Below are 21730 nucleotides of genomic sequence, written 5' to 3'. Positions count from 1 at the left end.
GCATCCGCAGGACCTTGCCAATCATGGCCATGGTGATCAATCCTCATTCCCCCACCGCTTAAAAAAGCAGCAGGGTAGGCTGAACACCCGGGTCAAATTTGAACCGGCACAACCCTCACAGGTGGGTCAATTTTCGGCCGGCGCCAACAGTTGAAGATCGCGAAGAAAGGCGCCGGCGAGCCCAGTGTTACCTACCCCGAGGCGGTCGAGATCGCGCTTTGCTGGGGCTGGATAGACGGCCAGAAGAAAGGGCTCGACGACCAGCACTTCCTGCAACGCTTCACACCGCGGCGCGCACGCAGCATCTGGTCCAAGATCAATGTGGACAAGGTCGCCGTGCTGACCGAGGCCGGACGCATCCAGCCCGCGGGGCAGGCCCAGATCGACGCCGCGAAGAATGACGGCCGCTGGGGCAAGGCCTACGACAGCGCGCGCACATCCAGCGTGCCGGGCGACCTCCAGGCCGCGCTGGAGGCAAGCCCGAAGGCGAAGGCCTTCTTCGCAACGATCAGTGCGTCCAACCGCTACGCCGTGCTTTGGCGCGTGCAGACGGCGGTCAAGCCGGAGACCCGTGCCAGGCGCATCGCCAAGCTGGTGGAGATGCTCGGGCATGGTGAGGTCGTGCACATCTTCAAGCCCAAGGGCAAGGCCTCAGACTGAAGATCGCGCGCAGTCCTGCTTGCCGTCGCACATCGGTGTGGCGCCCTGCCAAGTCATTTCAGATTTTCGCTTCGGGCCGTATACGGATGCGACGACGCGCAGCGCGTGCACACCCACCCGCAGTGAAGCAGGATTCGGCCACAAGCGGGTGTTCCCGACTGTTGACTGATCCACAAGTGAACTTCGTGCCAAGCGATGATCCGAACAGCCGAAACCAAGGACTCGGGATGGGTCCACGATCGCGGTGCCAGCCGCGTTGCCACCTGGCTGCGGGTCGATGTGCAGCACCTTACTTGAAGAGGTGTTGAACTTCATACTTGAGCTTGGTCGGTGCGGGATTTGCATTCGTCGGTGCCGTGGTGCTCTGATTGGATTGAGCCGCCTGCGCGTCCATCTTGTCGAAAAGCTTCTTGACAGCGTCCTTCATCGGCTTGGTCAAGCTATCGAAGCCGGGACCCTTCTTGTCGTTTCCGAGTCGAATCGCGACCACGGTGGTGTACTGCCGCGCAATGAAATCGTTGGGGTATGTCTTTCCGAACGCCTTTGCTTCTGCGTCAGAATCGTATTTCTCGTGAACCAGGAACTCCAGGTTCGAGTCCTGCGCCTTCGAGATCTCGTCCGGCGTGGACAGTCGCCCACCGCTCCCTGCAAGTCCCGCGATTTGTGACCTGACATCGTTTCGCTCCTGGTCCAATGCCTTCGAGTTCGCGATAGTCATGACATCCGTGTACCCCTGGAAGATGCTCGTATGCGAATTCGTCCAGTGCGAATTCGACTCCATCATGATCTGCGCGTGGCCAGAGTCAGAGGAGTGACCAACTTCGCAAGGTCCGGATTCTTCGCCTTGATCAGGTCGTAGACAGATGCGATCGTCACGGTGTCCTGCTTCGTGGACGTCTTGGGTTTCAGCTGAACAGCCTGGGGCACGAACGACTGTTGGATCACGTGCGTGAGCTCGTGCGCCTGCAGTCGTCGCTCCGCGTCGCTCCCGGTGCCTTTGTATTGGTGACGGCCGAAGACGATGTCGCTGCCCGTGGTGTAGGCGGAGGCGTCCAGCCGCTCGGCCAACACGGCGGCTTCCGAATCCGCGTGAACGCGCACTTTGCTGAAGTCATAGCCGAAACGCCGCTCCATGAAGGCGCGATCCTCCACCGGCAACGGCTGGCCTGTCGAGCGCAGCGGCGCCGCCCCTTCGGAGTCGACTTGGCGCAGCACCTTGCCCCGGACAGGCGTCTGCCCGCGAATTGGCAGAAGTGATTACGGTCCTATGATCCTCGCGGCGACCGTTCGTCTGGTGGGCTTCAGCATGAACGAACGCATAAAGCGACTCCTTTGACGCAGGACCCAATCAGGATTTTACGGAGCGGGCTGGTACCAGCTCACCGACGCGCGACTTCAACTTCAAGCTCGATGAGGCTCGACAGCTCTCCCTCACAGCCCGCCTGGCGGATGCCTTGGAGACCGCCTTTCGGTTGGTGCTTTCCGGCAGGAACGCAGCATGAGGAAGACAATGGAACGATCCGTGAGAGGCCAACATGACGCAAGCACCTTCCGAGCTCATGCATCTCGCTGGCGATCGAGGTCTGGTGGAGTCGCCCCGGTGGCACGACGGACGATGGTGGTTCGCCGACTGGACTGTCGGCGAGATCATGTCACTTGGCAATGACGACGGCGTGCCCAAAACCGTCGTATCAGCACCCGCGCCGCCACTCTCGTTCGACTTCCTGCCTGACGGCAGCTTGCTGTTCGTCTCGTCGCGCGCCGGCAAACTCGTCCGCCAGACCTCGGACGGCGCGCTGGCAACCTATGCCGACCTGGCGTCCTTCTCGAAGGGCTTGTGGAATGAGATCGTCGTGGACGGCCGTGGCAATACCTACGTGAACGGTGAGTGCCTGGTGGTCGTGACGCCCGATGGCAAGGCGCGGCCCCTCGCGGGGGGATTTGCTTTCCCGAACGGAATGGCGGTTACCCCGGACAACAGGACCTTGATCCTTGCGGAGTCGCACGGCCGACGCCTGACTGCCTTCGACATTGCGGCCGACGGCGTGTTGTCAGGACGCCGCGTTTGGGCGGACCTTGGTGAGGGAACGCCAGACGGCATTTGCGTCGATGCGCAAGGCTGTGTCTGGTACGCCGACGTGCCTCACAAATGCTGTGCGCGGGTCCGTGAAGGCGGAGCGGTCCAGCAACGCATCGAACTCGATCGCGGCGCATTCGCTTGCATGCTCGGCGGTCCTGATCGCAAGACCCTCTTGATCGCCGCCGCTCGCTGGTTCGGTATGGATTGCATGGATGACATGGCCGGTACCGGCCAGTTGCTCGCGGCGACGGTGGACATCCCAGGTGTCGGTTGGCCCTGACTGAAGCGCCATTTTCGCGCCACAGGCAATTGAAAGAATCATTGAACCGTTGAGCCGGGCGGTCTGATGTTGCCGCAATAGGTGGCAGTTCTGGGGCGAGAGCGGCGTCGCGACCCAGGGCACCGGCCCAGACCGCCCTCGACTCGAAACCCCAGGCAAGAGGTCGTGACAAAGGTGTGTCAAGTCGCGTGCGAGGCGCCGCGGGCAGGCCCGCGCGACGCTCAGCGCGGATTGCCGGCGAGACGCAGCCAGATCGGAAACTGACGATCGAAATCCTGCGGAGTGATTTCAGCGAGGTGCTCGCAGGCGGTATCGGGGAGCGCCACGGTCATTTCCTCGTGCCACAGCACGATGCCGAGCAGACGATGGACCTGGATGCGTTCCTCGCGCGGAACTGGAAATTCCGACACATGCGGCGGCAGCCGAAGCATCGAAACGCGTCGCCGCACCTCGATGACGATCCATCCCGAACGCTTCGCCCTGATACGCACGGCTTTGGCCAACCAGATCTGGAGGCGCAGCTCCCACGCCAGCAGGAGCAGGAGGATCAGCATCGCAGCCAACATGCAAAGTCCGATGTAAGCGGTTCGTGCGTAAAGAGATTTCGTCAACGGGCTCAGTCGCGAGACTAGGCTTCAGGACGGCGCTGCGCAATACTTCAAAGGGTCTATCGCGTCAACTTGTTCACGAAATTGAACGCTCTGTGGCTCAAGAGCAACTTCGTTCCGCCCCATGCAGATCCTTGCGACCTGAAGGGGAGTGCTCATGATCACGCTACCCAGATACGCGGCCCTTGGCCTGATCGCCGCAGCGAATCTGCTGAGTCCGGCCTTCGCCCAGGAGGCCACCGGCGACAAGGTCAACTACCAGTCGGTCGGCTCGGGTGCCGGCATCAAGCAGATCGATGCCAAGACGGTGGACTTCGGCGCTTCCGACATGCCGCTGTCCGACGAAGAACTCAAGACCAAGGGCCTGATGCAGTTCCCGACCGTCATCGGCGGCGTGATCCCGGTGGTCAACATCCAGGGCATCAAGCCGGGCGACCTCAATCTCAGCGGCCACCACCACGCTCAAGTTCTTCGACTGGGCCTGCAAGAACGGCGACAAGACCGCCGGCGACCTGGACTACGTGCCGATGCCCGACAAGGTGAAGGGCGCGATCGCCACCGCCTGGGGTGACATCAAGGACGCGTCGGGCAAGCCCGTACCTTGCAAGTGAAGGAATGTGGACTGCGAGGTGCCTTTGTCTTCACTGCACGGCCCAGACGATCGCGCCGTAGTGACAGGCGGAGCCTGCGAGCACGAAGAGATGCCAGGTGCCGTGCGCGTGACGCCAATTCCTGCGGTTGCGGTAGAAGATGGTGCCGAAGGAATAGCAGCCCGCGCCGGCGAGGAGCCCCGCAAGGACCAGACCATCCAAGGCGGCTGCCAGAGGAAAGGTGGCCAGGACCGTCAGCCAGCCCAGGCCGAGGTAGAACAGCAGCGAGGGCGGCGCGCCGGGTCCGGCGCGCAGTTCGCGCACGATCCCCACTGCGGCGAGGCCCCAGATGGCACCTATGGCGACTGCGGCGCGTGGACCGTTCCAGGTCAGGAGACCGAACGGGGTGTAGGTCCCGGCGATCATGAGATAGATGGCGCAGTGATCGGCGCGACGCCAGATCGCCTTGGCGGCTCCCTGGGTGAAGTGGTAGAGCGTCGACGCCGCATAGAGCAGCACCGACGCCAGCGAAAAAACCGCGGCGCCCACGCTTGCTGCCGCGTCGCCCTTCATCACCGCCTCATCGACCAGGAGCGCGCCAGCGGCAAGCGACAACAGCAGGCCCAGCAGGTGACTGAACCCGTTGAATCGCTCGCCCCTGACGATGTGAAGACCGGACCGCGCGATCGTGTTGGGGGTGAGCACGCCAGGATCAGACCCGCTTGCGATGACCGACAGATGACGCTCGCGCTATCCCTGGTTGGTCGACAAGGCACAAGATGATCCGGCAATGCGGAGTCACCTGGATGCCACGATCCCGGGCGGCTTCCACGTTCCTTCACCAGCCGGCAGGATCGACGGCGGTGTGTCCTTCGGCCAATAGAGCCGCATAGCCAGGTAGATCGGGCCATCTGGCGCAGGAAGCCAGTTCGCTTCGAGCGCCTTGCCCGGTGAATCCTTCTGGATGTAGAGCGTCAGCGAGCCGTCGCGGTTTTTCTTCATCGCCGAGACCATCGGCGAGTTGATCAGATAGCGGTTGATCGGGTTCTTGATCAGGAGCTGGGTCTTGCCGTCGTACATCGTCACAGACCAGAACGCATTCACCGGCGGCGTCTGGCCGGCGGGGAAGGTGAGCGTGTAGTTGTGCTTGCTGCCGTCGAGCGGCTGGCCCTTCTCGTCGACACGCGTCAGCGGATAGGCCGCTTCGATCGCATCGTTGCCGTAGATGCCGCCCTTGGCCGCAGCGGCGCGCATCAGCCAGTCCTGCTTGTAGAAGTTGCGATCGCCGAAGAAGGAGCCGATGTTCCAGCCGTTGACGTTCTTGGTGCCGGTCGCCAGCCATTTGTCGATCTTCTCGTCGCCGGCCTTCATGCCCAGCAGCACGGCCCCCTTGTGCTCGAGCGAGAGATCCTTGAATTCGAAGGTCTTGCCGGCGCCGATGCCGATGCGGGCGATGCGGGCCCGCACGTCACGGTCTTCGGCGGAAGGTGGAACGAACTGAAGCGCAGCGTCCAGGTACTCGTAGAAGTTCTCCTTGATGCCTGCGGTGGTCGCCGGCACGAACTTGATGGCAGCCGCTGCGGGCGGCGCGGTGCGGCCCAGGAAGGCGGACAGCGGCTGGACCTTGTAGCCAGACTGCACCTTCACCACGTTCGGCATGTCCTTGGGACTGAAGAGCTGGGTCCGGTAGATGGCCAGCGCGAACGGCGTGGTCGAGGTGAAGACCTTGCGCACGCCGGGCGGTGTCTCGCCCCTCCAGTCCGGCCCGACGACCATGTAGCTGCCCGGGCCGTTGCCGGTCGCGCGGCTGCCGATGTAGCCGAAGTTGTAGGTGTTGCCGTCGTTGAGCATCACCGCGTAGTAGCGCTTGCCGTCCACCGCGGGTACCGTCAGCACCATCGGCTCGGCGCGCAGGTCCATCCATGCCAGCGAGTAAGGCGTGTCGCTGTTCGGCGTGATGACCGCCGTGTCCTGGTAGGTGTAGACGCGCGCCTCGTTCTTGATCTGGTTGAACGGCGCCTTGAACTGGACGCCCCCCTTGTCGACAGCGTATTCGTTCATCACCGCGTAGTTCATCACGATGGGCAGGCCGTAGATGAAGGCCTCCTCTGCAATCGCCTTGGTCTCTGCGAGGCTCGGCGCCGGGACGCCTGCGGCCTGGTCCGCCTTGGCGGCCTGCGCGATCGGATCGCTTCGGCTGGCGCAGCCGGCGAGTGCGGCCATGGCGAGCGCGAGCGTGGCGCATTTCATGAGCGGTGTCGAATGCGGTGTCACGGAAATAGGCTCCTCGAACGGTTTGGGCGCAACGGGGAAGGGCGCGAGCGGGAGGCTACAGGGCTCTGGCGGCCGCCACCATTGGACCAAAGGTGGGGGCGGGCTGGCTTCGGTGGCGCTTACGCTCAGTCCCCGATGTCGAAAGTCACGCCCTGCGCCAGCGGCAGCGCGGTCGAGTAGTTGATGGTGTTGGTCGCGCGGCGCATGTAGGCCTTCCAGGCGTCGGAGCCGGCTTCGCGGCCGCCGCCGGTTTCCTTCTCGCCACCGAAGGCGCCGCCGATCTCCGCGCCGCTCGGGCCGATGTTGACGTTGGCGATGCCGCAGTCGGATCCGGCGCACGACATGAAGCGCTCGGCTTCGCGCATGTCGAGCGTGAAGATCGAGGACGACAGGCCGGCGCCGACCGCGTTGTGCCACTCGATGGCCTGGTCGAAGCTGCTGTAGCGCACCACGTAGAGGATCGGCGCGAAGGTCTCGCGCAAGGCCGGGCCGGCGTGCGCCGGCAGCTCGACCAGCGCGGGGCGGGCGTAGTACGCGTCATCGCCCCCGATGCCGGCCACCCGTTCGCCGCCATGGACGGTCGCGCCGGCCGCGCGGCTTTCCGCCAGCGCCTTCTGCATGCCGTCGAATGCGGCGCCATCGATCAGCGGCCCGACCAGCGTTCCGGAGGCGCGCGGGTCGCCGACCTTCACCTGGCCATAGACCTTCGCGAGCCTGGGCACCAGCGTGTCGTAGATGCTGTCATGCACGAACAGCCGGCGCAGCGTGGTGCAGCGCTGGCCGGCCGTGCCCATGGCGGCGAAGGCGATGCCGCGCAAGGCGAGGTCGAGGTCCGCCGAGGGCGTGACGATGGCCGCGTTGTTGCCGCCGAGTTCGAGGATGGCGCGCGCGAAACGGGCGGCCAGCCGGGGGCCGACCTGGCGTCCCATCGCCGTCGAGCCGGTGGCCGACAGCACCGGCACGCGCGGGTCGTCGACCAGCACTTCGCCGATATCGCGCTGCCCGACCAGCAACTCGAGCAGGCCCTCGGGCGCATCGCCGAAGCGGGCGAGCGCGCGCTGCGCGATGGCGTGCGAGGCGAGCGCGGTCAGCGGCGTCTTTTCGGAGGGCTTCCAGACCACTGAATTGCCGCACACCAGCGCCAGCGCCGCATTCCACGACCAGACCGCCACCGGGAAGTTGAAGGCGGAGATCACGCCGACCACGCCCAACGGATGCCAGGTTTCCATCATCCGGTGCTCGGGGCGCTCGGTCGCGATCGTCAGCCCGTAGAGCTGGCGCGACAGGCCGACCGCGAAGTCGCAGATGTCGATCATCTCCTGCACTTCGCCCGCGCCTTCCGACGGCACCTTGCCAACCTCGAGCGTCACGAGGAGGCCGAGGTCGGCCTTGGCCGCGCGCAGCTCTTCGCCCAGCAGGCGCACCAGTTCGCCGCGACGCGGTGCGGGCACGAGGCGCCACGCCAGGTGCGCGGCATGGGCGCGGCCGATCGCGGCCTTGGCTTCTTCGCTCGAGGTCTGTCGCGCCAGGGCGATCGTCTCGCCGCTGATCGGCGAGCGAACAGCGAGCTCGCCATCGGCGTACGCCGACTTCGGCACGCCCAGGCGTTGCAGCAGTTGATCGACCTGGGCGGCGATGGGGGCGGCGGTGGAGGCAGGCGCGTCTGGCATGAGGGGTTCTCGGGGCAATGGGTTGCTGGATGCAATGTCGGCGAATCCGCAACGTTTGCATAGCAAAAAAGCGGAAAAAGGCCCGCCGGGCGCTCGGGGTGCCTTAGCCGGGCACGATCTCGAAAACGTCGCCATTGGTTGGCGTCGCTTCCTCGTGGTAGACGTCGTAGAGATACTGCGCCAGCTCGGCGTGCGGCATGTCGGAAGGAATCGCGAGTTCCGCGGGACGACGCTTGCCGTCGTTTCCAGCCAGGTGGGCGACCCAATCGCCGCCGACGCGTTCGATGGAAATGATTCGTCCGAAGACGTTGAAGCGGTATCTCATGTGTTGTTCGTTTCGCGCGCTGGCTGGCTGCCCCTGAACACCGCCAATTGGTCGGCGAACGCGCGCTGGTAGGCCGGCCGCGCTTCACCGCGGGCGACATAGGCCGCGAGGTTCGGGTAGTCGTCCAGCAGGGTCGAGCCGCTCAGTCTGCGCAGCACCGTCACCATCAGCAGGTCGCCGGCGCTGAACGCATCGTCGAGCCAATCGGCGGCGCCGAGCCGGTGCGACAGCTCGTCCAGGCGGACCCGGACGCGGTCTTCGAGGAGGAGCAGGCGCTCATCGAACCAGGCCTTGTCGTGCTCCAGGAGTATCGCGATGCCGCGATCGAGGATCGGCGGTTCGACGGTGTTGAGGGCGGCAAACATCCATGCGATCGCGCGCGCCCGTGCGTTGGCGTCGTCCGGCAGCAGGCCTGGATGCCGCTCTGCGATATGGAACACGATGGCCCCCGACTCGAACAGGGCGAGATCGCCCTCTTCGAAAGTCGGAATCTGGCCGAAGGGATGCAGCGCGCGATGCGCCGGTTCCTTCATCTCCTTGAACGAAACCAGACGCACGGCATAGGGCTGGCCCGCTTCTTCGAGCGCCCAGCGAACGCGCATGTCGCGCGCCAGTCCTCGGCCGCGATCGGGAGATTGTTCAAAGGCGGTGATGGTGGGGGTCATCGGCATGCTCCGAGGAGTGGCAGGACGCCAGTGTCGCCGAGCAGGCGCCCTGCAGGGGCCTCAGTTCGCGATAGAAGATGGTCGTGGCGCAGAGGCCGCCTTGCGGCAGCAGCGCATAGCCGGGGATCACGCCGACGCGCTGCCAGCCCAGCCGGGCATAGAGCCGTTCGGCGCCCTCGCTGGCGGTGTCGAGCACCAGCAGCGATTTGCCGCAGTCGCGCGCCATCTGTTCGGCCGCCTGCATCAGGGCCTCGCCCCAGCCCTGGCAGCGCGCGCGCCGGAGCACGAGCATCTTCGACAGGTCGGCGCGGTGCGGCTGGTTGTCGGGCTGGGCCAGCACCAGTTGAACGGTGCCCACGATGCCGGCGTCATCCTCGGCAATCAGCAGCGCGCGCTCGCCCCGCGCGACCCCTTCGGCCACTTCGCGCCAGAACGCCGTGGCGCGGGCGGGCGGCAAGGGGTCCATGAAGCTCACCGAGGCGCCGCCTTCCACGCAATCGATCAGCAGTTCGGACAGCGCGCGCAACTGTGCTTCGGAGAGCGTCTGCAGCCGGCGGATACGCTCGGCGCAAGGTGTTCGGGTCTGCTGCATGTCATCTCCAGGGCGAGGGCAGGGTGGCGATCACGACCGCGTAGCGCGTGAGGCGTCGCGTGGGGTTGTGGTAGCTCACCGGGCGGTCCAGCGCGTGGGCCAGGCAGTCGCCGGCGTCGAGCCGATGGCAGGCCTCGCCGACCGTCACTTCGATGGTGTTGTCGAGCACCCAGACCTGCTGGTGGATGCGCGGCTCGCGGGCGCCGGTCTCGTAGGCCACGCGCGCCTTCGGCGGAAAGGCCACCTCGACGATCTGGATCGGCGAGGCTCCGCCCGCGGGCGAGACGTTGCGCCGCACATAGCCCGAATGCGGATCGCGCCACAGGGGCTGGTCGGCCAGCCGCGCCACCGGGTCGTCGCCAGCGCGCGGCGGCTCGAACAGCGAGGCCAGCGCGACGCCGAGCCCGGTGGCGAGCTTTTCCAGCACGACAGCGGTCGGGCTGCTCTCGCCGCGCTCGATCAGAGAGATCATCGAACGACTGACGCCGCAGTGCGCCGCCAGCGCATCGAGCGACAGGCCGCGCGCGGCGCGCAGCTCGCGCACCCGCTGGGCGATGCGGTCGTTCAGGTCGCTTGCTTCATCCGTCATGCTGGAATAAGTATCCGATATATTGGATGAGACGTCCAGCCGCGGCTTGGTTAGCATCGTTGGCTGACGCGGCCGCCGCCGCGACGGCCGTTGTCGACGAGAAGGAATACCCATGCGATCCCTGGAACTGCCTGGCGGCGGAACGATCCCCGCGTTGGGACTCGGCACCTGGAAGATCGGCGAATCCGCTGGTCGCCGCGGGGCCGAAGTCGCTGCGCTGCGCGCCGCCATCGCGATGGGCTACCGGCTCATCGACACCGCCGAGATGTACGGCGAAGGCGGCGCCGAGGAGGTGGTCGGCCAGGCCATCGCCGAGGCCTTGCGCGCGGGCGACGTGCGGCGCGAGGAGCTGTTCATCGTCAGCAAGGTCTATCCGCACAACGCCAGCCTGCGCGGGACGGCCAAGGCCTGCGCCCGCAGCCTCGCCCGCCTGGGGCTCGACCACCTCGATCTCTACCTGCTGCACTGGCGCGGCGAGCATCCGCTCGGCGACACCTGTGAAGCGATGCAGGCGCTGGTCGCCGAAGGCAAGGTACGCCACTGGGGCGTCAGCAACTTCGACACCGACGACATGGAGGAACTCGCCGCCCTGGCCGGCAGCTGCGCCGTCAACCAGGTCTACTACTCGGTCGCCGAGCGCGGCCCCGAGTTCAGCCTGCTGCCCTGGCAGCGCGAACGCGCCATTCCGCTGATGGCCTACAGCCCGATCGACCAGGGCGCGCTGGCCGCCGACGCCGCCCTGCAGAAGATCGCCGAGCGGCTCGACGTCAGCGCGGCGCAGCTGGCGCTGGCGTGGGTGCTGGCGCAGCCCGGCGTGGCCGCGATCCCCAAGGCGGCACGCGAGAGCCATCTGCGCGAAAACCTCGCGGCCGCCGAGCTGACGCTGGGCCCGGAGGTGCTGGCCGAGATCGATCGCCTGCACCCGGCGCCGCGGCGCAAGCGGCCGCTGGCGATGATCTGAGCCGGGGTCAGTGCGCCTCGGCCTGCTTGGCCGCGGCCACGATCGCCGCCTCGTCGTGCTTGGCGCCATTCAGGAACAGGTTGAGCAGCACGGCGCAGACCGAGGCCAGCAGAATGCCCGACTCCACCAGCGAATGGATCGCATGCGGCATCCACTGCTTGAAATTGGGTGCCAGCAGCGGGATCATGCCGACCCCGATCGACACCGCGACGATCATCGCGTTGTGCCGGTTGGTCTTGAAGTCGACGCCCGAAAGAATGCGGATGCCGGTCGCCGCGACCATGCCGAACATCACCAGGCCGGCGCCACCGAGCACCACGGTCGGCAGCGACTCGACCAGCGCCGCCATCTTCGGCAGCAGGCCCAGCACGATCAGGATCGCACCGCCGGCCACGCAGACGTAGCGGCTCTTGATGCCGGTCACGGCCACCAGGCCCACGTTCTGCGAGAAGCTGGTGTACGGGAAGGTGTTGAAGATGCCGCCGATCAGGGTGCCCAGGCCGTCGGTGCGCAGGCCGCGCGCCAGGTCCTGCTGGCTGATCTTGCGGTCGGTCATCTCGCCGAGCGCGAGGAACATGCCGGTCGACTCGATCATCACCACGACCATGATCAGCGACATCGTGAGGATCAGCACCGGGTCGAACTTCGGCATGCCGAAGTGGAACGGCAGCACGATGTCGAACCAGGCCGCGCTGCCGACCTTCTCGAAGGTCATGAAGCCGAAGATGGTCGCCACCACGGCGCCGATCACGATGCCCAGCAGCACCGAGATGTTGGCGATGAAGCCGCGGGCGTACTTCACGATCAGCAGGATCGACACCAGCACCAGCGCCGCGATGGCCAGCCCGCCGAGGTCGGCGTACTTGGGGTTCGGCACCGACGGCACGATCGACAGGCCCTTCGGGACCGGCGGCACGGCCGAGCCGGGCGAGGTGACGTCGGCCAGCCACTTGGCGTACACCGGGTCGACCAGCGCCGGCGCGGTCGGGCCCACCGGGTTGCCGAAGATCCAGTTGATGCCCACGCGCATCAGGCTGATGCCGATCACCGCGATGATGGTGCCGGTGACCACCGGCGGAAAGAAGCGCAGCATGCGCGAGACCATCGGCGCGATCAGTATCGAGATGACGCCGGCGCCGATGATCGCGCCGAACAGCAGCTGTGCGCCGGCCTGGCCCGGGTTGGCGTTGGCGATCGCCACCATCGGTGCGACCGACGCGAAGGTCACGCCCATCATCACCGGCAGCTTGATGCCGAACCACTGGGTGGCGCCGAGTGCCTGGATCAGCGTCGCGACACCGCAGCAGAAGAGGTCGGCCGAGATCAGCAGCGCGACCTCCTGCGGCGTGAGCTTGAGCGCGCGGCCGACGATCAGCGGCACCGCGACGGCGCCGGCATACATCACGAGCACATGCTGCAGGCCGAGGGCGGCGAGCTTGCCGGCCGGCAGGCGCTGGTCGACCGGGTGGATGGGAGGCGAGGCAGCCGTCATTTTCGAGTTTCTCCTGGGCAACGTGGAGGAAAAGGGACGAGCGAACGGCGCGGGGCCCCGGATCGTCCACTATTCTGTACGCGAAACTGTATACAGATCAGGCGACGGGCTGTATGGCGGAAAACCCGCGCCCTGCGCGCCCAAGCAAGTCGCGGGCCCGTGCTTTTCAGGCCAGCAGGGCCTTGACCAGGTCGAGCTGTCGATCCGGCACGCCGGCCGAAAGCTGAAGGTTGGCCTCGATGCGCAGCAGGTGGTCGGTCATGCATGCCACGGCGGCCTCGGCATCGCCGCTGCGGCAGACGCGCAGGAATTCGGCGTGCTCGTCGGACGAGCAATGCGGATCGTTCGACGAGTGGTACAGCATGGCGATCAGCGAGCTGCGCGCCACCAGCTCGCGGATCAGTTCGGCCAGGGTCTGATTGCCGGCCGCTTCCGCCAGCGCGACGTGGAAGTCGCCGAGCAGCTTCTCCCGGACCGTGCCGGTGGTCGTGGTGGCGCGCAGGGTGGTGCGCTCGAACTGGATGTGCTGCTCGAGCGCCTGGTAGTCGGCGGGACGTGACTTGGCGACGAACAGCCGTACCACCTCGCTTTCGAGCAGCCGCCGGACCCCGAAGACTTCACGCGCTTCCTGCACGCTGGGCTTGCTGACGAAAGCACCCTTGTCCGGGATCATCTCGATCAGCTTTTCCTTCGACAGCGTCAGCAGCGCCGCCCGGATCTTGGTGCGGCTGACCGAATAGAGCCGCCCCAGTGCTTCCTCGCGCAGCCAGGTGCCGGGCGGCAGCCGCTTCTCGACGATCGCGGTGGCGATGTCCTGCGCGATGCCTTCGATGGTGGCGGTCTTGTCGACCGCGGCCTCGGTCCCGGAGCTTGCGGGCGACGGCTGGGGGTGAGCGGAAGCTTTGGGGGCGCGTGGCATGGCGCCATTGTGAATGAGGCCGAATCAGGCCGCGCGCTTCAGCGCCGGCGGTACCGCCGGCAACGCGAAGTCGCCGAGCAGGCCGCTGATCGGCTTGGGCAGAGGGCGTGCCAGTTCGCCGCGCTTGCTGGTGGCCAGGCGCAGGCTCACCAGCGATTCGATCAGCTGCGTCCCGGCCGCCACGCCGTCGACCACCGGCACGCCGAGCACCTGTCCGATGTGCTCGCACAGGTCGGCCATGCCGGCGCAGCCGAGCACGATCGTGTCCGAGTCGTCCTCGTCGAGCGCGCGGCGGCATTCGTCGACGATGCGCTCGCGCGCGCGCGAGCCGGGCGCCTCGAGATCGAGCACAGCGATCTCGCAGGCCCGCACGTTGGCGCAGAAGCGCTTCATGCCGTAGGTCTCGGCGAGGTGCCAGGCCTGTCCCATCGTGCGGCCCAGGGTGGTCACGACGCTGAAGCGACTGCCCACCAGGCTCGCCAGATGCATCGCCGCCTCGGCGATGCCGACCACCGGGCCGCGCGCCAGTTCCCTGGCGGCCTTGAGCCCGGGGTCGCCGAAGCAGGCGATCACGTAGCCGTCGATGCCGTCGCGCTCGCCGGCAGCGATCTCCTGAAGCAGGCCGGGCACCGCCAGCGCCTCGTCGTAGTGGCTCTCGATCGAGGCCGGCCCCATGGCGGGGCTGACCGCCACGATCTCGGTGCCGGGCCGCGCGACCGAGCGCGCGCAGGCACCGATCTTCTCGGTCATGCTCCAGGTGGTGTTGGGATTGATGATCTTGATTCGCATGATGGGTCGGGGAAGGGAAATGAGCGCTCTTCAGCGCTTGCGGTTCTGCAGCATGTAGAAAACGAAGCCCAGCCCGGTGCCGATGAACCAGGCGTAGTTGGCGGCGCCGCGCAGGGTCGGCACCAGCACGCACAGCACCGGCACCAGCGCGGCCGGGACCAGCGCCCAGATGGCGCGCCGGTTGTAGCCGTTGTCGTACCAGTAGGCGCCCGCCGGGCTCAGGGTGTAGAGCGCATCGACGTCGACCCGCTGCTTCTGCACCAGGTAGTAGTCGGCGATCAGGATCCCGAACAGCGGCCCGATGAAGGAGCCCAGGATGTCCAGCGTGTAGTGGATGACCTCCGGGTTGTTGTAGAGGTTCCACGGCGTGATGAAGACCGAGCCCACCGCGGCGATCATGCCGCCGGTGCGCCAGCTGATCTTCTGCGGTGCGACGTTCGAGAAGTCGAAGGCCGGCGAGACGAAGTTGGCGACGATGTTGATGCCGACGGTGGCGATCATGAAGGTCAGCGCGCCGATCACCACCGCGGTGGTGCTGTCGATCTTGGCCACCGTGTGGACCGGATCGGTGATGAGTTCGCCGAACACCGGCAAGGTCGCGGCAGAGGTGATCACGGCCAGCAGCGAGAAGAAGAGGAAGTTGACCGGCAGGCCCCAGAAGTTGCCCTTCTTGACGGCGTCGAAGCTCTTGCCATAGCGCGAGAAGTCGCCGAAGTTGAGCATCGGCCCGCTGAAGTAGCTGACCACCAGCGCGGTCGCGCTGAGCATCACCGGCAATGCGTCCCAGCCCGTGAACTTGACGCCGCCCAGGCGCATGTCGATGTTGCTCCAGCCGGCCTTCCAGACCAGCCAGCCGCACAGCGCCGCCATCACCACGTACACCGCCGGACCGGCCCAGTCGATGAAGCGCCGGATCGCTTCCATGCCGTGCCAGAACACGAAGGCCTGCAGCACCCACATGACCATGAAGGCGACCCAGCCGAGGGTCGAGAGGCCGACGAAGCCGTGCTGCGCCACATCCGCGTAGGGCGCGAGGCCGGGTTGGAAGTGCAGTGCCAGCAGCATGAAGGCGCCCGAGGCCAGGTAGGTCTGGATGCCGTACCAGGCGACCGCGATCAGGCCGCGGATCACGGCCGGGATGTTGGCGCCCAGCACCCCGAACGAGGCGCGGCAGATCACCGGATAGGGCGTGCCGGTCACCTGGCTGGGCTTGGCCACCAGGTTGCAGAAGAACTGCACGATGCATATGCCCACCAGCAGCGACACCAGCACCTGCCAGCTCGACAGGCCGAGCGCGAACAGGCTGCCGGCCGTGATGTAGCCGCCGACGCTGTGGACGTCGGACATCCAGAAGGCAAAGATGTTGTACTGGCCCCAGGTCTGCCGCTTCAGCGGCGCCAGGTCCTCGTTGGTCAGGCGCGGGTCGTAGCCCGGCTTGATGCGCGCGTTCGATTCGCTCGGGTGCAGGGCGCCTGGGATCGGCAGCTCGATGCTGGCTTGGCTGGCGGTTGCGTTCACGGGTGTCTCCTCGTGGCGGATGGTCGAAGGTCCGAATGGAATGTTCGGTCTGTGGATTGCACCCTATATTTGTATACAAAAAATGGGTGCAATCAAGATCGAAGTGCGGCGGACGACACCGTGATTACCCTGATTGCGCTGCGAAGGACCCGCAGGGGGTCTGCAAAATGACGAAAAAAGTACTCACGATTCAATGAATCATCTTGTTACTTAAGAAGTAAATAGGCACAATGTATTACATCGATTCAGTGCCAACGCAGGTGCTGCCAAAGATCAACCATCTCTTTGCGAGGTCCCGATGAAGACTCAGAAACAGGCAATCAGCGAGGGCTACGACGTCGATCTGTCGGGCCCCGGACGACCGATGGGCGCCAAGGGCAAGTACCCGGACTTCGACGTGATCCCCCTGCTCACGGAAATGGAGGCAGAGCTCATCAACACGCTGGGCCTGGTTCGCCAGCTGCTGCTCGAAGGCGTGCCGTCGAAAGACGCCCGGGAGGGCGTGGTGCTCGCCATCGACGGGCTGCTGGCCGCCGCGCGCTCGTGATCATTTGCCGACCCAACGCACAAGGAGACAGGACATGAACAGCTACAAGACGGCGAGCCAGGCGACCGGCGTGGCGCGCACATTGAGCCGGAGCGCCGGCTGCACCATCCTGGTCTATCAGGCCGCCGACAACCGGTTCGTCACCGCTCGACCGTCCGACGCGGTCAGCGGGCTGGTGATCGGCATCTACCAGAACGGGTACAAGCTGCAGAGTGCCCAGCGCGCCTGATAGCGCAGGGCCAGGCCGGCGGGGGCTGCAGAAAATATCAGTAACAAATATAATTAATAAATTGATATTAAATAACTCTGAATTGCTTCTGCGATCCCCATAGGACAATTCGAAATAATCAATAAGAAAAATCTGAATATTGGAAAAAGCTGATCCAGTAATATTGTGTGATGTTTTGCGCGATCTGCTGCAGTATTGAATCTTGAGTGCCTGATTATTCCGTCATCAATTCTGAAACGCCCTAAAATCGCGTTGAATTGTGAGTGGAGTGACACTGGAAGATTAAAGCCTCCCTCGCGAGCGGCCGCCGGCCACCGAAATCAACGCAAGGGAATCAATATGCATACAGTCATCGTCGTCGACGATCATCCCGCCATTCGTCTGGCGGTCCGTTCCGCCCTCGAATCCGGAGGCGAGTTCCAGGTCGTGGGCGAGGCGGGCGATGGCCCCACCGCCCTGGCTGCGATCCGCGACCAGCGTCCCGACCTGGTCATCCTCGACCTCGACCTGCCGCGGCTCAGCGGCCTCGACCTGATCGAGAGGGTCCGAAAATCTCTGCCTTCGACCAAACTGCTGGTGCTGTCGGCCCAGCCGGAATCCATCTTTGCCGCCCGCACGGTGCAGGCGGGCGCCAATGGCTTCATGAGCAAGAGCGAAGACATGTCCGCCGTCGCGCAGGCCGCCAGGACAGTGCTCGCGGGCTACAGCATGTTCCCGTCGTCGGCGCTGTCTTCGCACGGACACGCCCATTCCGGCGCATCGCCCGATGCCCTGATGAAGTCGCTGTCCGACCGCGAATTGACGGTGCTGCAATACCTGGCCCGCGGCATGAGCAACAAGGAAATCGCCGAAACCCTGTTGATCAGCAACAAGACGATCAGCAGCTACAAGACGCGGATATTCGAGAAGCTCGGCATTTCCACGCTGGTCGAACTGGTCGATTTCACCCGCGCCCATCACCTCGTCTCTTGAAAGGGGCGAATGATGTGGGGGGAATTGTGGGGGATCGCACCCTGGGGCTATGAAGTCGCCGCCGGATTTGCGCTGTGCTTCGTCATCAGCGTGGTCTGGAACCGAAAACTGCGAAAAGAGATGCGTCGGCGACTCGCCGTCAAAGCCGAATTGCGCGATCAGCTCGCCTTCCAGCGCGCCATGCTCGAGGCCATTCCGCAGGCCATCTGCGTGCGCGACAACGAGGCCAGGCTGGTTTTCTGCAATGCCGCATTCGAAAAGATGTACGGCACCCATCGTGCCGCCCTGGAGGGTAAGACCCTCAGAGAAAGCGGACTCCAGTACCTCGAGCCGGAAAAGGCGGCGCTCCTTCACGCCCGCTACCTCGACATGCTGGCGAGCGGCCAGTCGCTGAACGAAGATGTCGACGTGGTCCTCGATGGCGAGTTGCGCCGGATGGTGCACTGGGCGGTCCCGATCGCACTGTCGGAGGGAGGGCCGGCGCGCGCCCTGGTGGCTGGCGCGATCGACGTCACCGAGCGCCACCATCTGATCGACCTCAGCCAGGTGGCGCGGGCCAAGGCCGAAGAGGCCAGCCGCGCCAAGTCCAACTTCCTCGCGACCATGAGTCACGAGATCCGCACGCCCATGAACGCCGTGCTGGGCATGCTCGAGCTGCTGACGCGCGAAGGCCGCCTGTCGGCCAAGGATCGCGAATCGGTGGACCTGGCCCGGACTTCGGCGGTTGCCCTGCTCGGGCTCATCGACGACGTCCTCGACATGTCGAAGATCGAAGCCGGCGGCCTCGAGATCGCCTTGGCGCCGGCGCGGCTGCCGGCGATCGTCGACGAAGTGGCCCGGATGTTCGGCGGCCTGGCCCGCCAGCACGGGCTGTCGATGGTGCTCGACATCGACCCCGCGGTCGGCGAATGGCACAGCGTCGACGCGGTGCGTTTCAGGCAGATTGTCAACAACCTGGTGAGCAACGCCATCAAGTACACCGATGCGGGCAGCGTCACCGTCCGGCTGCGCCGTGCGGGCCGGGAGGCCGACGTCGAGACGATCGCTCTCGAGGTCGAGGACACGGGCATCGGGATTGCCCCGGAGGATGTGGAGAACCTGTTCCGGCCGTTCTTCCAGGCAGAGGCGGCCGGCCCGCGCGCCATCGGCGGCACCGGCCTGGGCCTGCCGATCGTCCAGCGCCTGTGCCGGATGCTGGGCGGGACCATCGACGTCCGCAGCCAGCGCGGCCAGGGCACCTGCGTCCGGGTCGAAATCGCACTGCGGACCGCTTCGCCGCCAGTCGCCGCGCCGGCCGCGGCCGCAGCGCCGGAGCCTGGCGCCTTTCTGCCGCAGCGCGGCCGCAGGATCCTGGCGGTCGACGACCATCCGGCCAATCGGCTGTTGCTGCAGCGCCAGCTCGAGCACCTGGGCCTCGAGTGCGAACTGGCGGAGGACGGCGAGACAGCCCTGGCGCTCTGGCGCGACGGCGGCTTCGACCTGGTCATCACCGACTGTTCGATGCCGGTCATGGATGGCTATGCCCTGGCGGTGGCCATCAGGGAGCTGGAACGCGAGCGCGGCCTGCCGCGCTGCCCGGTGCTCGGCTGCACGGCGCACGTCCAGGAGGCCGACCGGCGCCACGCCCTCGAGGCCGGAATGGACGAGTGCCTCATGAAGCCGTTCAGCCTCGATGCCCTGTCGGCGGCGCTTCATCGCCATCTGCCCGGGGATGCGGCCGAGCCGCTGCCTGCGACACCGGTCGAACCGCCGGCGCACGAGCCGTTCGAGGCGGCCTTCGACCCGCTCGCGCTGCGCCGGCTGTCCGACGACGACGCTGGGGTCGAGTCGCGCTTTCTCGAGGCGCTGTGGCGGACCAATCGAAGCGACGTCCGGGAGCTCGCCGCCCACGTCGGGTCGGGTGAATTGTCCGAAGCGTCGTCGATGGCGCACAAGATCCTGGGCCCGGCCCGGATGGTCCGGGCCCATCGCGTGGTGCGGGCATGCGAGATGCTCCAGCGGGCCTGCCAGGGCGAGGCGGCGCTGACCCCCGGCGCCGCCCTGGCCCAGCTCGAAGCGGCCGTCGACGAACTCGACCGGGCGATCGAAGCGCAGCTGAAGGGGCTGGGGCAGCCGGCAGCCTCGGACTGAACCGGTCAGCCGCTCAAGGCGCCCTCGAGATCACCGCGTTCGGCCTCGATCCGTTGCCGGGCCGCTGCGCGGGTCGAGGCCTGGAAATCGTCCGGCACGACCAGCACGTCACTGGTGGCCCAGCACAGCACCCGTTGGGCCACGCTGCCGAACACGAAGTCCGCGATCGGCGAGTTGCGCCGCTTTCCGACCACCAGCAGATCGGCGCCCACGTGGTCCTGCTGGACCACCGCCTGACGGGCGGGATCTCCGTAGCCGATGGCGCTCAGGACGCGATTGCGGCGGGTGTCGAACGAATCGGTCAGCCAGAAGATGCGGTCGCGGGCGTGGCGCATGCATTCGTGCCGGTAGGCCTGGATCGCGCGCCGGGACGCCTCGGCCGAGCGGAGCTTGGCCTCGTTCAAGGTGCTGATGGCATGGAACAGCTCGACCTCGGCGTTGCTGTCCAGCGTCCAGGCCAACTGGACCAGCCGCTTCGATGCGGGCGTGAAGTCGACGGCGACCAGGATTCGCTCGTAGTCGCGGTGCGGCGTTGTCTTGGTCACGAGCACCGGGCAGCGGCACAGGCGCGCCAGCCGCTCCGCGGGCTGCCCCTGCAGCAGCGAGGCCATCGTGCGCTCGCGCCAGTGACCGAGCACCAGCAGGTCCGCGCAGCTGGCTTCCTCGGCGACATGTGCCAGCGTGTTCGCGGTCTGGGCGACGGGCCGCACCGTGATGGCGAAACGATGGCCCAGTTTCCTGGCGGCAGTCGCGAGCCGGCTGGCGCCGTTCGCGGGCGGCACATTGCCGCTCGCCGGCAGCACCATGAGCTTGAGGACGGCGCTGTGTTCGGCCGCGAGCCGGGCCGCGCGTTCGATGGCGAGGCCGGCTGGCTGCGAGAAGTCGGTCACGGCCAGGATGGATCGGATGGTCATGGAGGTCTCCTCTTCGCGCTGGGCACGCGCTGGCGCCGCGGTCGAGGGGCGACCGCGCGCTGCGTGGGCTGGAAAGGGCGGCGCGCCGGCTAGCGCGCGTAGTCGCCGCTGGCTTCGGGCTGGAATGCGATGGCGACGATTTCGGCCGCGCCTTCTTCGCCGCCGGGCATCTGCCAGCGCGCGACCGCGCCGACCTTCAGTCCGAGCAGGCCGCTGCCGACCGGCGACAGCACCGAGATGAAGCCGGCACTGGGCTCGGCGTCGCCGGGAAAGCAGACGGTCAGCGTCTGCCTGCGCCGCGTGTGGAGGTCGACCAGTTCGACCTGCGAATACATCGTGACGACGTCCGCGGGAACTTCGCGCGAGCGCGTCACCTCGGCCGCGCCGAGGACGTTGGCGAGTGCGGGCGGCAGATGCCCGTCGAGCAGCTTGCTCAGGCGCGAGAAGTCATGTTCGGTGAGCGTGCGCTCGCCGAGGATGGTTGCATGCATGGGGACGCACTCCAGTCGAATGCGGGCCGCCCGAAGCAACGGGCAGGCACCGCGACGCGCGAGGGGGGTGCCCGGCGGTCGATGGTTGCGCTAAATGGGGGAGGGAAGCGGCCGCCGGGCTTAGGAATGTGCGGGCGTCTGCTGCAGACCTGCCGCGCGCGCAGAAAACGACGGCCGCGCGAGAGCGGCGTGGTTCTGGAAGCGGGCGGGGGCGTGCATGGGTCGAGTGTATCGGGCAGGGACGCGAGGCTCAACCAATGGCCTCACGGTCCTTGCCAGATAGGGGACATCTTATATGGGCGCCTCCCGGATCGCAAGAACTCGTGTGTGTGACGCTTTAGGAGGCAGGGCTGCAGTCTTATATCCGGCCTGATGTGCAAGCTGATATGCCTGCCGGCCCTGATGGTTTTCGCTGACGAGGTTCCCATCTGATCA

At 66.2% G+C, this 21730-nt stretch carries 24 protein-coding genes and 1 pseudogene; 8 read left to right on the top strand and 17 right to left on the bottom strand.

Annotated elements, in window-relative coordinates; all coding sequences use genetic code 11:
* The first annotated feature begins 150 nt into the window (after positions 1-150).
* Positions 151-660 carry a YdeI/OmpD-associated family protein gene (locus AC1DF3_RS34905; protein WP_478142511.1) on the top strand — a complete coding sequence of 170 codons (510 nt, stop codon included), beginning with the start codon at positions 151-153 and terminating at the stop codon, positions 658-660.
* Here the strand turns inward: AC1DF3_RS34905 and AC1DF3_RS34900 are convergent.
* The 3 genes from AC1DF3_RS34900 to AC1DF3_RS34890 all read right to left on the bottom strand — a co-directional run bounded on the left by AC1DF3_RS34900 (position 652) and on the right by AC1DF3_RS34890 (position 1875).
* On the bottom strand, positions 652-975 hold the full coding sequence (locus tag AC1DF3_RS34900; RefSeq protein ID WP_478142510.1) for a hypothetical protein: 324 nt from the start codon (positions 973-975) through the stop codon (positions 652-654). The genes AC1DF3_RS34905 and AC1DF3_RS34900 overlap by 9 nt on opposite strands.
* Positions 950-1378 (bottom strand): hypothetical protein, encoded by a 429-nt coding sequence (locus AC1DF3_RS34895; RefSeq protein ID WP_478142509.1) that lies wholly within the window; start codon positions 1376-1378, stop codon positions 950-952. The genes AC1DF3_RS34900 and AC1DF3_RS34895 overlap by 26 nt, the downstream gene beginning before the upstream one ends.
* 62 nt (positions 1379-1440) lie before the next feature.
* On the bottom strand, positions 1441-1875 hold the full coding sequence (locus AC1DF3_RS34890) for an eCIS core domain-containing protein (protein WP_478142508.1): 435 nt from the start codon (positions 1873-1875) through the stop codon (positions 1441-1443).
* A gap of 320 nt (positions 1876-2195) precedes the next feature.
* Between AC1DF3_RS34890 and AC1DF3_RS34885 the strand changes: the two genes are divergently transcribed.
* Complete coding sequence (locus tag AC1DF3_RS34885; protein WP_286536694.1) at positions 2196-3020, top strand: SMP-30/gluconolactonase/LRE family protein; 825 nt, start codon at positions 2196-2198, stop codon at positions 3018-3020.
* Positions 3021-3241: 221 nt separating this feature from the next.
* Here AC1DF3_RS34885 and AC1DF3_RS34880 read toward each other — a convergent pair whose 3' ends face one another.
* Entirely contained in the window at positions 3242-3574 is a 333-nt protein-coding gene (locus AC1DF3_RS34880; protein WP_286536693.1) for a hypothetical protein, read from the bottom strand.
* 211 nt (positions 3575-3785) lie between these two features.
* Here AC1DF3_RS34880 and AC1DF3_RS34875 point away from each other — a divergent pair.
* Positions 3786-4079: pseudogene (locus AC1DF3_RS34875) on the top strand (substrate-binding domain-containing protein); the annotation flags it as partial.
* Positions 4080-4269: 190 nt separating this feature from the next.
* Here AC1DF3_RS34875 and trhA read toward each other — a convergent pair.
* From trhA to AC1DF3_RS34840, 7 genes are all read right to left on the bottom strand, one after another.
* The gene (gene trhA, locus AC1DF3_RS34870) at positions 4270-4884 is read right to left on the bottom strand and encodes a PAQR family membrane homeostasis protein TrhA (protein ID WP_286536755.1); all 615 of its coding nucleotides are present in this window, start codon (positions 4882-4884) and stop codon (positions 4270-4272) included.
* Positions 4885-5016: 132 nt separating this feature from the next.
* Entirely contained in the window at positions 5017-6468 is a 1452-nt protein-coding gene (locus AC1DF3_RS34865; RefSeq protein WP_478142507.1) for a DUF1254 domain-containing protein, read from the bottom strand.
* A 149-nt stretch (positions 6469-6617) separates the two neighbouring features.
* The gene (amaB, locus tag AC1DF3_RS34860) at positions 6618-8162 is read right to left on the bottom strand and encodes an L-piperidine-6-carboxylate dehydrogenase (RefSeq protein ID WP_478142506.1); all 1545 of its coding nucleotides are present in this window, start codon (positions 8160-8162) and stop codon (positions 6618-6620) included.
* Between the two features lie 103 nt (positions 8163-8265).
* On the bottom strand, positions 8266-8487 hold the full coding sequence (locus tag AC1DF3_RS34855; RefSeq protein ID WP_286536690.1) for a DUF7661 family protein: 222 nt from the start codon (positions 8485-8487) through the stop codon (positions 8266-8268).
* On the bottom strand, positions 8484-9152 hold the full coding sequence (locus tag AC1DF3_RS34850) for a glutathione S-transferase family protein (protein ID WP_478142505.1): 669 nt from the start codon (positions 9150-9152) through the stop codon (positions 8484-8486). The genes AC1DF3_RS34855 and AC1DF3_RS34850 overlap by 4 nt, the downstream gene beginning before the upstream one ends.
* Positions 9127-9744 (bottom strand): GNAT family N-acetyltransferase, encoded by a 618-nt coding sequence (locus tag AC1DF3_RS34845; RefSeq protein ID WP_286536688.1) that lies wholly within the window; start codon positions 9742-9744, stop codon positions 9127-9129. The genes AC1DF3_RS34850 and AC1DF3_RS34845 overlap by 26 nt, the downstream gene beginning before the upstream one ends.
* A gap of 1 nt (position 9745) precedes the next feature.
* Positions 9746-10333: a helix-turn-helix domain-containing protein gene (locus AC1DF3_RS34840; RefSeq protein ID WP_286536687.1), complete on the bottom strand. Its 588-nt coding sequence runs from the start codon at positions 10331-10333 to the stop codon at positions 9746-9748.
* A gap of 112 nt (positions 10334-10445) precedes the next feature.
* Between AC1DF3_RS34840 and AC1DF3_RS34835 the strand changes: the two genes are divergently transcribed.
* The gene (locus tag AC1DF3_RS34835; RefSeq protein ID WP_478142504.1) at positions 10446-11294 is read left to right on the top strand and encodes an aldo/keto reductase; all 849 of its coding nucleotides are present in this window, start codon (positions 10446-10448) and stop codon (positions 11292-11294) included.
* Between the two features lie 7 nt (positions 11295-11301).
* Here the strand turns inward: AC1DF3_RS34835 and AC1DF3_RS34830 are convergent, their stop codons facing one another.
* The 4 genes from AC1DF3_RS34830 to AC1DF3_RS34815 all read right to left on the bottom strand — a co-directional run bounded on the left by AC1DF3_RS34830 (position 11302) and on the right by AC1DF3_RS34815 (position 15985).
* The gene (locus AC1DF3_RS34830) at positions 11302-12786 is read right to left on the bottom strand and encodes a nucleobase:cation symporter-2 family protein (protein WP_478142503.1); all 1485 of its coding nucleotides are present in this window, start codon (positions 12784-12786) and stop codon (positions 11302-11304) included.
* 166 nt (positions 12787-12952) lie between these two features.
* Positions 12953-13705, bottom strand: coding sequence for a GntR family transcriptional regulator (locus AC1DF3_RS34825; protein ID WP_478142502.1), 753 nt, complete (start codon positions 13703-13705; stop codon positions 12953-12955).
* Between the two features lie 24 nt (positions 13706-13729).
* Positions 13730-14494 (bottom strand): aspartate/glutamate racemase family protein, encoded by a 765-nt coding sequence (locus AC1DF3_RS34820; protein WP_286536683.1) that lies wholly within the window; start codon positions 14492-14494, stop codon positions 13730-13732.
* Between the two features lie 30 nt (positions 14495-14524).
* Positions 14525-15985: an NCS1 family nucleobase:cation symporter-1 gene (locus AC1DF3_RS34815; RefSeq protein ID WP_478142512.1), complete on the bottom strand. Its 1461-nt coding sequence runs from the start codon at positions 15983-15985 to the stop codon at positions 14525-14527.
* A gap of 325 nt (positions 15986-16310) precedes the next feature.
* On the opposite strand from AC1DF3_RS34815, the gene AC1DF3_RS34810 reads away from it, so the two are divergent.
* The 4 genes from AC1DF3_RS34810 (at position 16311) to AC1DF3_RS34795 (ending at position 19890) form a co-directional block, all read left to right on the top strand.
* Entirely contained in the window at positions 16311-16559 is a 249-nt protein-coding gene (locus AC1DF3_RS34810) for a hypothetical protein (protein WP_286536682.1), read from the top strand.
* 34 nt (positions 16560-16593) lie between these two features.
* Positions 16594-16788, top strand: a complete 195-nt coding sequence (locus AC1DF3_RS34805) for a hypothetical protein (protein ID WP_286529691.1) — start codon at positions 16594-16596, stop codon at positions 16786-16788.
* A 195-nt stretch (positions 16789-16983) separates the two neighbouring features.
* Complete coding sequence (locus AC1DF3_RS34800; protein ID WP_286536681.1) at positions 16984-17760, top strand: response regulator transcription factor; 777 nt, start codon at positions 16984-16986, stop codon at positions 17758-17760.
* Positions 17761-17769: 9 nt separating this feature from the next.
* Positions 17770-19890, top strand: a complete 2121-nt coding sequence (locus tag AC1DF3_RS34795; protein ID WP_478142501.1) for an ATP-binding protein — start codon at positions 17770-17772, stop codon at positions 19888-19890.
* A 5-nt stretch (positions 19891-19895) separates the two neighbouring features.
* Here AC1DF3_RS34795 and AC1DF3_RS34790 read toward each other — a convergent pair whose 3' ends face one another.
* Positions 19896-20804, bottom strand: coding sequence for a universal stress protein (locus AC1DF3_RS34790; RefSeq protein WP_478142500.1), 909 nt, complete (start codon positions 20802-20804; stop codon positions 19896-19898).
* A gap of 89 nt (positions 20805-20893) precedes the next feature.
* Complete coding sequence (locus AC1DF3_RS34785) at positions 20894-21295, bottom strand: GreA/GreB family elongation factor (RefSeq protein ID WP_286536678.1); 402 nt, start codon at positions 21293-21295, stop codon at positions 20894-20896.
* Positions 21296-21730: the final 435 nt, after the last annotated feature.

Source organism: Variovorax sp. 10N432 (genome assembly GCF_056394465.1).
Note: the sequence above shows the minus strand (reverse complement) of the source record. Positions and strands in the feature narration are given on the sequence as shown.